Annotated in this window: 11 protein-coding genes; 1 reads left to right on the forward strand and 10 read right to left on the reverse strand. The window is 61.2% G+C overall.

Going from position 1 to position 14,592, the window contains the following annotated elements:
• Position 1 precedes the first annotated feature (1 nt).
• The 6 genes from KVG95_RS20720 to KVG95_RS20745 all read right to left on the reverse strand — a co-directional run bounded on the left by KVG95_RS20720 (position 2) and on the right by KVG95_RS20745 (position 9,669).
• Positions 2–1,780 (reverse strand): acyl-CoA dehydrogenase C-terminal domain-containing protein, encoded by a 1,779-nt coding sequence (locus KVG95_RS20720; protein ID WP_217857739.1) that lies wholly within the window; start codon positions 1,778–1,780, stop codon positions 2–4.
• A gap of 7 nt (positions 1,781–1,787) precedes the next feature.
• Complete coding sequence (locus KVG95_RS20725; RefSeq protein WP_217857740.1) at positions 1,788–4,307, reverse strand: efflux RND transporter permease subunit; 2,520 nt, start codon at positions 4,305–4,307, stop codon at positions 1,788–1,790.
• A gap of 31 nt (positions 4,308–4,338) precedes the next feature.
• The gene (locus KVG95_RS20730; protein ID WP_217857741.1) at positions 4,339–5,412 is read right to left on the reverse strand and encodes a WD40/YVTN/BNR-like repeat-containing protein; all 1,074 of its coding nucleotides are present in this window, start codon (positions 5,410–5,412) and stop codon (positions 4,339–4,341) included.
• Between the two features lie 150 nt (positions 5,413–5,562).
• Positions 5,563–6,921: a DUF1329 domain-containing protein gene (locus KVG95_RS20735; protein WP_217857742.1), complete on the reverse strand. Its 1,359-nt coding sequence runs from the start codon at positions 6,919–6,921 to the stop codon at positions 5,563–5,565.
• Between the two features lie 41 nt (positions 6,922–6,962).
• Complete coding sequence (locus KVG95_RS20740) at positions 6,963–8,975, reverse strand: DUF1302 domain-containing protein (protein ID WP_217857743.1); 2,013 nt, start codon at positions 8,973–8,975, stop codon at positions 6,963–6,965.
• Between the two features lie 127 nt (positions 8,976–9,102).
• Entirely contained in the window at positions 9,103–9,669 is a 567-nt protein-coding gene (locus tag KVG95_RS20745) for an RBBP9/YdeN family alpha/beta hydrolase (RefSeq protein WP_217857744.1), read from the reverse strand.
• A gap of 355 nt (positions 9,670–10,024) precedes the next feature.
• Between KVG95_RS20745 and KVG95_RS20750 the strand changes: the two genes are divergently transcribed.
• Positions 10,025–11,077: an AraC family transcriptional regulator gene (locus KVG95_RS20750; protein WP_217857745.1), complete on the forward strand. Its 1,053-nt coding sequence runs from the start codon at positions 10,025–10,027 to the stop codon at positions 11,075–11,077.
• A gap of 139 nt (positions 11,078–11,216) precedes the next feature.
• Here the strand turns inward: KVG95_RS20750 and KVG95_RS20755 are convergent, their stop codons facing one another.
• The 4 genes from KVG95_RS20755 to KVG95_RS20770 are packed head-to-tail and all read right to left on the reverse strand — an operon-like array spanning position 11,217 to position 14,537.
• Positions 11,217–12,227, reverse strand: a complete 1,011-nt coding sequence (locus KVG95_RS20755; protein WP_217857746.1) for a YeiH family protein — start codon at positions 12,225–12,227, stop codon at positions 11,217–11,219.
• Complete coding sequence (locus tag KVG95_RS20760; RefSeq protein ID WP_217857747.1) at positions 12,224–12,550, reverse strand: Rieske (2Fe-2S) protein; 327 nt, start codon at positions 12,548–12,550, stop codon at positions 12,224–12,226. Before KVG95_RS20760 ends, KVG95_RS20755 begins: the two co-directional genes overlap by 4 nt.
• Positions 12,547–13,209: a DsbA family oxidoreductase gene (locus KVG95_RS20765; protein ID WP_217857748.1), complete on the reverse strand. Its 663-nt coding sequence runs from the start codon at positions 13,207–13,209 to the stop codon at positions 12,547–12,549. The genes KVG95_RS20760 and KVG95_RS20765 overlap by 4 nt, the downstream gene beginning before the upstream one ends.
• Positions 13,206–14,537 (reverse strand): MFS transporter, encoded by a 1,332-nt coding sequence (locus KVG95_RS20770; protein ID WP_217857749.1) that lies wholly within the window; start codon positions 14,535–14,537, stop codon positions 13,206–13,208. Before KVG95_RS20770 ends, KVG95_RS20765 begins: the two co-directional genes overlap by 4 nt.
• Positions 14,538–14,592: the final 55 nt, after the last annotated feature.

Raw genomic sequence — 14,592 nt, forward strand, 5'->3', positions numbered from 1 at the left:
ATCAGAAGTGCGCTGCTTCCAGCTTGTAGAGGCATTCGCTGCCAGCCTTGGCCGATGCGCTCAACGAGTGGATACGCGGCAACAACCGGGCAAAGTAAAAACGCGCGGTAGCCAGTTTGCTGGCATAGAAATCGTCCTTGGAATGTGTGCTCATGGCGGCTTTGGCCATTCGCGCCCACATGTAGGCGTAGGCGGTGTAGCCGAACACGTGCAGGTACTCGACCGAGGCCGCGCCGATTTCATTCGGGTTGTTTTGCGCCCGGTCCAGCAGCCACGCGGTCAACTCGTCGAGGGTATCCACGGCAGCATTCAACGGCTTGGTGAACTCGCCAAGATCGGCGCAGGCTTTGGCGGTGAAGTTGCGGATTTCCGACGCGAACAAACGGTAGAGCGCCCCGCCGCTGCCGACGATTTTGCGCCCGGCCAGGTCCAGTGACTGGATACCGTTGGTGCCTTCGTAGATCTGCGTAATGCGCACATCGCGAATCAATTGCTCCTGGCCCCACTCGCGGATGTAGCCGTGGCCTCCGAAGATCTGCTGGCCATGCACCGTGGTTTCCAGCCCCATGTCGGTGAGAAACGCCTTGGCCACCGGGGTCAGCAGCGACACCAGTTCCTGGGCGCGGGTGCGGGTTGCCGCGTCATCGCTATACTTGGCGGTATCCAGTTGCAGCGCCACGTAGCTGGAGAACGCACGCCCGCCCTCGTTCAAGGCTTTCATGGTCAACAGCATGCGCCGTACATCCGGGTGCACGATGATCGGGTCGGCGGCTTTGTCCTTGTTCTGCGCGCCCGTCGGCGAACGGCTTTGCAGACGGTCACGGGCGTATTCGACTGCGTTCTGATACGAGCGCTCACCCAACGCCAGGCCCTGGATACCCACGCCAAGGCGTTCGTAATTCATCATGGTGAACATCGCCGCCAGCCCCTTGTTCGGCGCATCGACGATCCAGCCGGTCGCACCGTCAAAGTTCATCACACAGGTGGCGGAGGCCTTGATGCCCATCTTGTGTTCGATGGAACCGCAGGACAGCGCGTTGCGCTCGCCCAGCGAGCCATCGTCATTGACCAGCACCTTGGGCACCAGAAACAGCGAGATGCCCTTGGGACCGGCCGGTGCATCCGGCAACCGGGCCAGCACCAAATGAATGATGTTTTCGGTCAGGTCGTGCTCGCCGCCGGTGATGAAGATCTTGCTGCCGCTGATCTTGAAACTGCCGTCGGCCTGGGGTTCGGCTCGGGTGCGAATCAGGCCCAGGTCAGTGCCGGCGTGCGCCTCGGTCAGGCACATAGAACCGGTCCAGGTGCCGGCATACATGTTCGGCAGATAGCGTTCCTTGAGTTCCTGACTGGCATGGGCATTGATCGACAGGCACGCACCGGCGGTCAGCATCGGGTACAAGCCGAACGACAGACTTGCCGAGTTGACCATCTCTTCGACCTGAGCCGAAATGGCCTTGGGCATGCCCATGCCACCGAACTGCGGATCGCCACCGACACCCACCCAACCGCCTTCGGCGAATGCCTGGTAGGCCGCGACAAATCCGTCCGGAGCCTGGACCGCGCCGTTGCTCCAGGTACAGCCCTGTTCGTCGCTGCTGCGGTTCAGCGGCGCGACCACCTCGGCGCTGATCTTGCCGGCCTCTTCAAGAATGGCGGCGGCCGTTTCTTCATCAATCACCTCGGCCATGCCAGGCAATTGGGCCCATAGCCGGGACACCTGGAAAACCTCGTTGAGTACGAAGCGCATGTCGCGCAAAGGAGCTTTGTAATCAGACATCGTTGGCTTACTCGGAAGTGGTCAGGGCATGCGACATGCCGGGACGTTCAGTGGATTCAGTGTTTTCGGCTACCGCAACGGCACCGGGCTCAGGAGCCCGTTCGCGCAGCAAGAAATACGACAGGGCTGGAATCAGGATCAGCGCGCCGAGCATGTTCCACAGGAACATGAAGGTCAGCAGGATGCCCATGTCGGCCTGGAACTTGATCGGTGACCAGACCCAGCACACCACGCCCGCCGCCAGAGTGATGCCCACCAGGCCCACCACCCGCCCGGTAAACGACACGGCGTTGCGGTAAGCCTGACTCAGCGGCAGGCCCTGGCGTTGGTAATGCAACTGCACGCTGAGCAGGTACAAGGCGTAGTCCACGCCGATGCCCACGCCCAATGCGATCACCGGTAGAGTCGCGACTTTCACGCCAATGCCCATGGCCACCATCAACGCCTCGCAAAGAATCGAGGTCAGGACCAGTGGCAACAGGGCGACTAGGGTTGCGCGCCAGCTGCGGAAGGTGATCAGGCAGAACAGCGTCACCGCCGCATAGACGTAAAGCAGCATGGTGCGATTGGCCTCGCGCACCACAATGTTGGTCGCTGCTTCAATCCCGGCCGACCCGGCCGCCAGCAGGAACTGGCGATCTTCGCTGTTGTTCTCTCGGGCGAATTTTTCGGCGATGCCCACCACGGCATCCAGGGTCTCGGCCTTGTGGTCCTTGAGGAAGGTGATCACCGGCATCAACGAGCAATCGGTGTTGAACAACTCCGGGGAGTTGACCGAGGCTTGCTGCGCGGCGTAGTTCAGCACGTCCTGATTGCGCTGGATGCTGTTGAGCTTGGGGTTGCCTTCATAAGTACCGGCGGTGATTTGGCGCACCGCGTTGACCAACGAAGCCGTGGCCTGTACGCCCGGATACTGCTGCAGCTCCCAGGCCAGACGGTCGGCGAGGACCAGCGTCTTGTAGTTCAAGCAGCCTTCCGGCGCGGTCTTGATCATCACCGCGAACAGGTCGCTGGAGAGCGCGTAGTGGCTGGTGATGTAGGCGTTGTCACGGTTATAGCGAGAGTCGGCACGCAACTCCGGTGCGCCACTTTCCAGGTCGCCGATCTTCAGCTGCAAACTGACCATGAAGCCGCCGATGCCCATCAGCATCGCGACCAATACCGCCCCCGTGGCCCATTTGGCCGTGGTGAAGCGGTCGAGCAAGTCCCACAGTTTGCCGAAGCCTTTATGCCCTTCTGCACGTGTGTCGATTTTCAGCGCACGCTCGGCAGCCTTGGCGCCGACGCCGACATAAGACAGCGCCACCGGCATCAGCAACAGTGAGGTGAAAATCAGCACCGCCACACCGATGCTGGCGGTGATCGCCAGGTCGCGGATCACCGGAATGTCGATCAGCATCAACACCGCGAACCCGACGGCGTCGGCCAGCAGTGCGGTGACGCCGGCAATGAACAGGCGGCGGAAGGTGTAGCGTGCGGCGATCAGTCTGTGGGTGCCGCGGGCGATGTCTTGCATGATGCCGTTCATTTTCTGCGCAGCGTGAGACACACCGATGGCGAAGATCAGGAAAGGCACCAGCACCGAGTATGGGTCGATGGCATAGCCTAGCCAGGCGACGATGCCGAGTTGCCAGACCACCGCGATCAGCGAGCAGCCAACCACCAGCAAAGTGCTGCGCACGCATCGGGTGTAGGCGTAAATGATGATTAGCGACGTGACGACGGCCAGGCCGAAGAACATCATCACCTGGATCAGACCGTCAATCAGGTCGCCCATCAGTTTGGCGAAACCGATCACCCGGACTTTGTACTGGCCCTTGCCCTCCTCCCCGGCCTTGCGTGCCGCGCTGTCACCGGCGAACTCGATCTTGTCGCGCAACTGCTCTTCGAGCATCTGCGAAAAGGCGTGGTAGTCGATGCGCTGACCGCTGGCCGTGGCTTTGTCCAGCAGCGGAACAATGAGCATGCTCGATTTGTAGTCGCTGGCCACCAGACTGCCGACGATACCGGCGCGGGAAATGTTCTGGCGCAGCTGTTCTATTTCTTCAGGCTTGCCCTGGTAGGTATCGGGCATCACCGGGCCACCCTGGAAACCTTCCTCGGTGACTTCGGTCCAGCGTACCGCCGGGCTCCACAACGACTTCATCCAGGCACGGTCGACGCCTTCGGTGACGAACAGCTGATCGTTGACCTGCTTGAGCACGTCAAGATAAGCGGGGTCGAAGATATCGCCCTGAGTGTTCTCCACCACCACCCGTACCGAGTTACCCAAACCGCGCAGCGACTGACGGTTTTCCAGGAAATTCTGAATGTACGGCTGGCTCTGCGGAATCATCTTTTCGAAACTGGGACGCAGCTCCAGGCGAGTCGCGGCCATGTAGCCCAGCACCACGGTGGCCAGCGCCATCAACAGCATGAACAGCGGGCGATAGTTGAACACCAACCGCTCCAACCGATTGCCGGAATGGCGGTCGAAATCCCGCAGATCGCGGATCACCGGCATGGTTTCTTGTTTGGTATGGCCCATGTCTGGGTTCTCGCTCTAAGGGTTCGAGGGCTTATTCAACGGACAGCGTCCGTGCACCACGGCTGCCAACTACCACCAGTGCACCGTCGGCGGACTGAGTGGCGCCGGTCACCGGTGTTGGTGCCCGTTGCTGAACCAGATGCAATTGCGCACCGAAGCCCTGGCTGACCAGCATCTGCCCGCCCTGGGTGAACAAGCGGTAATTACCTTGGGCATCGACGATGCCGGCGGTGATGCTGACGTGCAGGCCATTCTTCAGCGGGGTCCAGCTGTGACCGCCATCGGTGCTGCGCAGCACATTGCCGCGCAAGCCGTAGACGAGCGCTTCGCCGGGCTTGCCGAGCACACCGAAAAAACTGCCCTGATAGGGTGTCTGCACGGCGGCGAACCGCTGTTGGGTGTCATCCCACTTGAGCAACAGGCCCTGCTCTCCGGCGATGTACAGTGCGTCGCCGGTAGAGGCGATGGCGTTGAGGTGAAAGCCCTGCGGGTTGTCGGTGCGGTCCTGAAACGGCGTCCAGCTCTGGCCGCCATCCTCGGTGCGCAGGATCAGGTTGAACACCCCGACCACATAGCCAAGGCGCTCGTTGGCGAACCAGACATCGAGCAACGGTTTGTCGGCGCCCTGCGCCACCAGGCGCTCACCTTCGGCGACCAGCAGTGGCCATTGTTCGTTGGCGGGTTCTGCACTGGCTAACGCGCTGTAATGCTTGACCAGCAAGGCACCGATCTCGCGGCCGTCCAGTTGTTTGCGCCAGGTCGCGCCAGCGTCACTGCTGTGCAACACCACGCCGTCGCCGCCCACCGCCCAGCCTTGGGTGGCGGAAGGAAAACTCACGGCATTGAGGTCGGCACTGACTGGCACCGCTGCCTGCTGCCAGTGTTTGCCGGCATCATCGGAATACAGAATGTGGCCACGCTGCCCGACTGCGACCAAGCGGTCGCCGGCGCGGGCCATGCCGGATAACGGGCTATTGGCGGCCAAGGCGCTGACCCTGGCCGGCAGATCCAGCACGTCGACATAAGCGGACGCCTGACTCATGCCCTGCAACGTTGCAAGCAGAACGCCGAGCGCCAGCTGCAGATAATTTTTGTACGAACACATACCGCGTCCTCTTCGGATAACCGCGCCGGGACACACGTCCGTGTGCCTGACGTTCCAACCTGGCGCCCGCAACAATCGGCATGCGCCGACCGTCGTGCGGTCCCCTGCCTTGCAGGCAGCAGACCGAACGGACGCTTTGTCACGGTTTGCCTAGCGAATCCCGCTACCGGCCAGGGACTCAGGCGACCACTGCGCCTTGGAGAGCGGATCGATGTACTTGATGCCGCCGTAAGGCCCGACCACACCGTTGATGTTGTAGGAGCCACCCACCAGGTCGTAGATCATGAAGGGCGTGGAGTCCGGGATCTGCTTGTCGTAGCTCTGGCTGAGGAACGCGAACGAGCCACGGTACAGCTGACCACGGGCGTCGTATTGGTCAGAGGCCAGAGCGGTCCAGCTGTCTTCATCGAGGTAGAAGCGACGCTTCTGATAGATGTGCCGGGCACCGGCCTTGAGGTTGCCCTCCACCACCCAGACCCGGTGCTTTTCCCAACGCACATAATCCGGTGCCAGGTGATTGGCGGTGGTCAGCGACTTGGGATCCTGGGCGTAGGTCAGTTTGTAAGTATTGTAGGGCACGATCATTTCTTGCTTGCCCACCAGCTTCCAGTCGTAGCGGTCCAGCGCACCGTTGAACACGAAAACATCGTCGTAGGTGCCGGCACCGGCGGTGCCTGGGTTAGGCGTGTCGTAAGCCAGGTTCGGTGCCAGCTTGACCCGACGCTGGCCAGGCAAGTATTGCCAGGCGCGGCGCGGTTGCTGCAGCGGGTTGGCGGCGTCCTTGAGCATCACCGCTTCACCGGCCCGGCGCGCAGGGCCGGTGTAAGACAGCTTCATCTGGTAGTACACGTCGGCGCTGCTGATCGGCTGCGCCAGGTTCTCGTAGATCGGATAGGAAATGAACGCCTGCCCGGTGGTCGCCAGGGTCGGCACGCCAGCGGAATCGACGTTCCAGGAGTCGTACTTGGAGTTGATGTTGACCCCCTGATAACGCAACAGGAAGTTCCACATCGCCTCGTTGCCGGACTGCGGAATCGGGAACGGCACACCGGGCAGTACGTTATCGATGGCCAACCCGCCTTCCAGGGACTTGGCGTCAGTGGCGTTTTTCACGCCATTGTCCAGCACCGCCTTGGGCAGGGAGACAGTACGGTGAGTCGGGTAGACATTGACGTGGAAGCTTGGGAAACGCTTGGCCAGTTCCGCCGTGGTTGCACTGAGCAAGCCCTTGTACTGATCGACGTTTTTGCCATCGATCACCAGCAACGGTTTTTCATTGACGAAGGGATCCGGACGCATGCTGTCACCGGATTTGAAACTGGCCGGCGGCGTGGTCAGGCCACCGTTGTAGGCTGGGATGGAACCATCAGCGTTCCCGGCCTTTTCGGCGCCCACCAGGGTCAGGCTGCTGCCCAACTTGGCAGCGTCCTGAGTTGAAACAGCGGCCTGTGCCTGGGCGGCAAGGACCATGGCCAGCGAAGCGGCCAACACGGTTTTTGCGAATTTCATCTTGTTATTCTCCTGCTTGCATTGAGCAAATCAGTGGTGAATCAAAAAGTGGTTTTCATCGTCAGGTAAACGGCGCCACGGTCCTCAGTCGTGGCACCACCACCGGAGAAGGCCGAGTAGCCGCCGCCGTAACACGCGTAGTTTTCATTGCCGCTAAAGGCATTGGGGGTGGAGCCGTCGCCGCTGCCGGCATTGGCCGCACCGGTGCTCAAACCACTGGTGTCGCACTTGTCGGTCTTGCCGAAGGAATCCACGTACTTCAGGTCGATGAAGTATTTGTTGTACACAACGGCACCCACGCCCACGGCATAGTTTCCGGTGTCTTTGGCACCGCCACCGGACACCGGTGACACGCCATCAAGACCGACGTTGATGGACATCGGTGCGTTGAGATCGACCCCCGGGAACACCTGGTACCAGGTCGGTGTGAAGTTGACCGCGATGCCCCAGTTGTCCCGGGTCGGCTGGTCGATGCCGCGATAGGTGTCATTGCCCTTGTAGAGCGCTTCGTTCTTGCTATCGAGCTTGAGCAGGTTGCTGTAGTACAACTCGGCGAGCAGGCTGGCCGAATCGAACACCGGTGTTTTCGGGAAGGTCATCAGGCCGTTGAGCGTCCAGTGCAACGTGTCACCGGTGGCACTCATGCTGTCGCCCTTTTGCGGGGTGTCGTAGATCACACCGGTGGCCGCCGTGCGGGCCGGCAACAGCCCCAGGCCTGCGCCCAAACCCCGCGGCCCTGTCGAGCTGACAACGGCGGGAATACTGGCCAGCGGCATGTTGTGGCGAATGTTCAGGTCTGAACCGACGCTGATACCGCCCACATCCTTGGACAAACTCAGGCCGACGATCTTGATGTTGTCGGCATAGGCCAGCTGATAGGTGCTGGTGCTCAGCGAGTTGAGGGTGTTGACCACAGCGGGCACCATGCCGGCAGGCGGGGTGCCATTGGGATTGGCCGAGGTCAGGCCGGTGGCATTCAACCAGGCTTGCGGCAGGATCTCCGAGGTTTCGCGGTAGTAAACGCCGAGGGTGCCATCCAGCCAGGCCGGCGACCACTTGGCCATCACGCCCCAGTCTCCGCGCTTGTCCGGCGTCAGGTCGTGACCGCGACGCACATTGGTCAGCCCGTTGCAGGGCGCCAGACCACAACCCAATGGACTGCCCGGCACCACGCCATTGGTGTTGCCCAGCAGGAACGACTGCGCACCGAAGCCGACCAGATCGGAACCGCCGTAGTAAGTACCGGCTTCAGGCAGGCGGGCGGCATCCCAATCCAGGAAATATTGAGCGCCCACGGTCAACTCGGGATTGACCGTGAACGACATCGAAAGCTGGTTACGCGGAACGAACAGCTCCTTGGCTTCGGTGCCCGGCGAGGCGGCCAGTTTGGCCAGGTCGAGGCCGGACTGGCCGTAGCTGATCGAGTGCACCGGGTTGAGCAGGGTTTCACCCCAGAACACATTGTGCTGACCGGCCTTGACGCTCAACAGCGACTCCTCGCCCACTTCGGTGCTGTAGAACACGAAGGCATCGAGAATTTCGCCGGATGGACCGGTGTAGTAACGCTGGGCGTAGTTGCTCAGGTGCGGGCTGCCATTGCCGACATTGTCGCCAGTGACCCCGGCCAGGCGCGGATCGTTGGCGACCAGACCCGACCGTGCGTCATTGCCGTTGACGAACGGGTTGGAATTGGAACCGGTGTTCTCGTACGCCTTGTCGTACCAACTGGCGGCACTGACGCGAAAGCCCATGTGGTTCTGGTAGACCACATCCATTTCGGTCAACAGGTCAACACGGTTGGTGATGTTGGTCCCGGCCTTGCGGAAGTTGTAGTCGCCATCGTTGTTATTCGGTGTCGCCAACATGCGCTTGTCGGCGCTTTCGGTGCGTACGCCGTAGTTGTACTTCACGGTGTTATCAAAACGCACGGTCCAGTCCGGGTTACCTGTGTCGAGTTCGACCGCCTGCGCGACCGGCACGGCGGCGGCCAGAATGGCCGAGGCCAACAAGGTGTAACGCGAGGGTGCGAACCCGTGACTCTTATTGTTGTGCATTGCGTTGTCTCCGCCTTTTTGTATTTGTTTTAAGCGCAGCCGCCCTCGCGCAACCCTTGTTCCAGGGATTTGCGTTTTTCAGGAGTGAGGGCAAATGCCGGATGGCTGGGGCCAACCGGCGCCTGAACTAGCGATCCAGCTCCACGATGAGTGCTTCGGCTTGCGGCCAGTGGCCAAACCCTGCAACCGGATTGAGATGACCCACCTCGCCCAGGTTGAGCAGTTCGCTGCCCCAGCCTTCAGCCAGGCGAGTGGCGGCATCAAGGCTGGCGAGGTGGTCGTTGGTACTGGCGGCCACCAGACTGCGGAACGGCAGTGGCCCTTTTGGTAGAGGATTCCAACCCTGGGTGCGCAGGGTTTCAGCAGAGGGGTAGCCTTGTGGCCAATGAGCATCGAGATCCGGAGGGGTGGCCAGCAGCGCGCCCTTGATCGGCCGACTGTGCTGCGCAGCCCAGTGCGCGACCATCAGCACACCGGCGCTGTGAGCAACCAGAATCACCGGCCCGTCGATCTGCTCCAGCGCGTGCTGGATCGCTTCGACCCGCTTGGCGCAATCGAGCTTGTCGGTTTCCAGCGGCGGCACACTGCGCACTTTGCAGAGCCTTGCCTCAAGCAGCGTTTGCCAATGCTCGGCAACGTGCTCGCGCAGGCCCGGTACGATCAGAACGGTTGCGGCAGTTTGCAGTTTGTCCACTTCAACACCTTCGCTTTCTCGATGACTCGACTGGCTCTATTGCCAGGGGCTTTTTGTAGGACTGACATTAAAGAGCGCCCACCCGAGGTGCTTTTCATTGGACGTCAGGCACTTTTCTTTTCATGACAAATTTCCACATGTTGGCGTGCCCCGACCACTGGTCGAAAATCCCCCCAGCTTCGCTGTGGGTCACTGTAATCAATGGGTGAGCGTCGATTGCTCGACGACAACGCAGCTGCTTCTGGACAGAATCGGGCGAGCGCCCTCGACAACGTCACAACTGTTCAATTGCTGATGTGCTGGATATAGTCGCCACGCTCATCTGAATCACAACCGGCCCAGGAAAGACCTTCGCATGCCCAAGCTTGTTCGCGCCGCCGTCTTGACCAACTACCTGGAGGTCACCCAGTACCTGGGGTTCAATCCGCGCGATGTGCTGGCCGACGTCGGCCTGAGCAAAGCCCTGCTACAAGCGCCTGAACACCGTATTCCCATTGATGCCGCCGTACGCCTGCTGGAAGATTCGGCCGCCGCCAGTGGCTGCCAGAGCTTCGGCCTGAGCATGGCCGAGTCGCGTCAGCTCTCGGATTTCGGTGTGGTCAGCCTGCTGCTCAGCCACCAGCGAACGCTGCGAGATGCGTTGCAAGTGTTGGTGCATTACCGGCATCTGATGAACGACTCGCTGGCCCTTTTCATTGAAGAGGCCGGCAAGATGGTGATCATTCGCGAAGAGGTGGTTACTGAATCGCCGATGCCTTGCCGGCAAGCCAATGAACTGGCCATCGGGGTGATGTTCCGCCTGTGCGCCGCCCTGCTCGGCACCCACTGGCACCCTTACAGCGTCAACTTCACGCACCAGCCTCCCGACAACCTGCAACTGCATCGCCGCCTGTTTGGTTGCAAGCTGGAATTCGGCAGTGAGTTCAACGGCATTGTCTGCTCCGACGCCAGCCTCGACGTGACCAACCCCAATGCCGACCCAGCCATGGCGCGCTATGCCCAGAGCTACCTCGACTCGCTGCTGAGTCACGAAGGTCCCTCGATGCTGTTCGAGGTGCGCAAAGCCATCTACCTGCTGCTGCCGATGGGACGCGCCACCATCGAGCAGATCGCCCAGACCCAGGGCATGAACGTACGCACCCTGCAACGTCGCCTGAAAGACGACGGCTGCGCCTTCAACGACCTGATCAACGACGTGCGCCGCGACCTGGTGTTGCGCTACCTGGAAAACCCGAACTACTCGTTAGGGCGCATTGCCGACATGCTCGGCTATTCGATGGCGAGTTCCTTCACACGCTGGTTCATCACCCAGTTCGGCATGCCGCCCGCCGCATGGCGCAGCGCGCAAAAGCACACCCTCAAAGCTCCGCCGGACCTGACCACCCTACCCGGCTCCAGCGAACCCTGAACCGGACGCAACAGACGCAGGGCATGCAAAAAAAAGCGGCGACTGCTGGTACAGTCGCCGCAAAAGAACCGGTGTCTGTGACACCGGCCGAGGAGTCCTGTGGCGAGGGAGCTTGCTCCCTCGCCACTGTTTTGTGTACCTACATTCCCCAGCGCAGCAACAGCAGCACCAGCACGACAAGGAACACCGTCTCCCCCACCATCAGCAGGATCGGTTTGATGCCCACCGCCGCCAGCTCCTTGAGCTGGGTTTTCATGCCCAGGGCGCTGATGGAAACCACCAGGCACCAGCGCGACAATTCATTGACCGATCCCTGCACCACCGGAGCTATCCAACCGGTGCTGTTGATACAAGCCAGAATCAGAAACCCGACGGCGAACCATGGCAGCAGCGGCGGTCGTTTGCCGGCCGGATCAGCGCCCTGCATGCGGGTAATCATGGCGGCGCAGACGATCACCGGCAGCAGCATGGCAACCCGCATCAGCTTGATCACCGTGGCCGTATCGCCGGTCTCGGTCGACATGCTGTAACCGGCACCGACCACCTGGGCGACATCGTGGATGGTGGCGCCGAGGAACACGCCCGCCACTTGTGGCGACAACGACAGCCAGTTGGCAATCATCGGGTACACGATCATCGCCAGGGTCGACAGCGCCGACACCCCGATCACCGTGAATAACGTCGCGCGTTCTTTCTGCGGATGGTTCGGCAATGCCGCCGCCAGCGCCAATGCCGCCGACGCACCACAAATCGCAGTGGCCCCACCGGTGAGCATGCCGAACAAACGCTGGAATCCCAGCGCCTTTGCCGCGATCACCGAGACGCCGATCGTCACCGCCACCACAATCACCACCAGCGCCACAGGCTTCCAGCCCAGCGCGGCAATCTGTTCGAGCGTGATGCGCATGCCCAGCAACGCCACACCAATGCGCAACACGGTGCGTGCGGTGAACTCGATGCCAGCCTTGCAGGCGCCGTCACCGGCCAGAAAGTTCAGTGCCATGCCCAACAGCAAGGCAAACAGCATCACCGGCGCGCCGTAATGCTCGGACAAAAAGGACGCGGCCGCCGCCACGATCAGACTGACGACAAAACCCGGCGCCAGTTCGCGCGTTCGGCTATGGATACGGGTGAGAGCGATAGCGCTCATGGCACGGACTCCTCGGGAACGATGACGATAAATGCCTGGCCGTCGATGATCTCGACCGGGTAGTTGGCGACTTTGAGCTGGGTTGAATTGAGCAAATAACCGCTGCGCAGATCGAAGCGCAGGCCATGGGCGCAGCACTGAATCACCCGCCCCTCAAGGCGCCCGCCACACAGCGAGGCGCCCTGGTGCGGGCAACTGTCGTCGATGGCGAACAGGTCACCTTCGACGTTGAATAACGCCAGGCTTTTGCCATCGAATTCGAACAGTGCACGACCACCCGCCTGCGGGAGTTTTCCGGCAGGTACAGGGACACGAAGACTCATATCGGTTGCCGCTCACGAGCACTTTCTTTCAGGGCTTCGCTCATGGCCCCAAGTAGCGCTTCGGCAGACTGCGCGCCCACCATCGTCATCCGACGGTCGAACTGAAAGCTCGGCACGCCGCTGGCGCCGCCGGGGAATCCGTCATAGGGACTGGCGTCGCCCTTCAGGCAGTCGGCCACAGCTTCTGCCTCAATGCCGCAGGACCGGACAATGGCAAGCAAGGTCTCACGGCAACCGAGGTCTTCGCCCTTCTGGAAATAAGCGGCGAACAGACGCTCGAACAAGGCGTCACGCCGGGCAGGATTGCCCAGTACGCTGACACGCTCCAACAGCCGATGGGCGTCTGCGGTATTGGGCATGGTGGCTATGCGACTGAAGTCGATGGACACCCCCACTGCCTTCGCGGCCTGCTGCACCTGGGCCTGCCGCATGGCCACAGCGTCGGCATTGCCCAGACGCTTGCGATAGAAATCGGCGAAAGGTTCACCTTCTACCGGCAACTGCGGCAGCAACTGCACGCCATGCCACACCGTGGTGACCTGCACATCCGGTTGGCGACTGCGAAACTGTACCTGCGCATGCTCCAATTGGCGTTTGCCGATCAGGCACCAGGGGCAGATGAAATCGAAAAACACATCAATACGTAAACGACGACTCACAACTTCACCTCTAACCCGGCTTCGCTGACGGGGTCAGGAAGGCTCTGTCCTTGAAGGCGGGCAATATCTTTGTGGTAATGACACTTGGCATAAAAGAACACGGCCGCTGCCGCGATGCTGACCAGCGGCACCATTTGAAAAGCTGCATGCAAGCCGATGAGGTCGGACACCTTGCCGGTGATGAACGGCCCAGGCGCCAGCCCCAGCATGTTGTTGGCCAGGGTCAGCGTGGCGAAGGCCGTGCCATGGACCGAGTAATGGGTCAGGTTGGCAACCATGGCGCCGCAAGGGCCGGTCGTGCCGGCGGCAATCAACATGCCCAGGCAGATCAGCACCAATTGCACAGGCCCTGCCGGCAGCGCGAACGCCGCCGACAACAGCAGACAACTGCCCAGACAATAGGCGATGGCCAAAGCGACTTTGCGCTCCGGCGAATGGCGACACAGTCGATCGCTGAGCATGCCGCACAGGATCATCCCGGCACCGCTGCACAGCACGATGATCGCCGCGACTCCCCCCGCCTTGTCGGTGGCCATGTCGTAATAACGATTGAGGTAACTGGGCATCCACACAATGACGGTGCCGCCGACGAACAGTTGCAGGCCACTGCCGATGTAGGCAGCGATCACCGAGCGGCTGGAAAACAGCGTACGCAATGGACGCTTGACCGCGGCAGCCGTCTTGTTCGCCGCCTGAGCGGCACGTTGCGGCGCAATGCGTGCTTCCTTGACGATGATCGGGTAAAGCACCGCCAGCAGCAGGCCGAACAGCGACATGCCGGCGAACGACCAGCGCCAGCCAAGCTTGGCGGCGATTGCACCGCCCAGCGCCATCCCTAATACCGAACCGAACATGCCACCCGCCATGAAGGCACTGGCCAGGGTTGCACGCATGTGTTTGGGAAACACCGAAATCACCACCGCGATACCGACGCTGCCGTACGCCGCTTCGCCAACGCCGACCATGAACCGTGCAATGAACATCTGCTGATAGTCCTGCGCCAATGCGCAGCCCAGCGTTGCCAGGCTCCACAGCAAAGCCATCAGCGCCAAGCTCTTGACCCGGCCGAAGCGATCCGCCAGCAATGACAGGGGAAATGTCAGCAGCCCCACCATCAGGGCGACAATGCCACTGAGCAGGCCGAGCTGACCGTCGCTCAAGGCCCATTCGCCCTTGAGCATCGGGAACACCGCGTTCAGCACCTGACGCGACATGTAATCGGAAATCAACAAGCCGAACGTCAGTGCAAAGACGATCCAGGCATACTTGCGCGCAACGCCGACGCCACTGCAGTCATCATCGTCTGCGGCGATTGGGTGAAAGGCCATGCAGCCTCCTCAAAGCTTCGTTTTATTGTTGTTATCAAGCGTGTTGCAATGCAGC

Origin of the sequence: Pseudomonas farris (genome assembly GCF_019145235.1) — a bacterium.
GTDB lineage: Bacteria > Pseudomonadota > Gammaproteobacteria > Pseudomonadales > Pseudomonadaceae > Aquipseudomonas > Aquipseudomonas farris.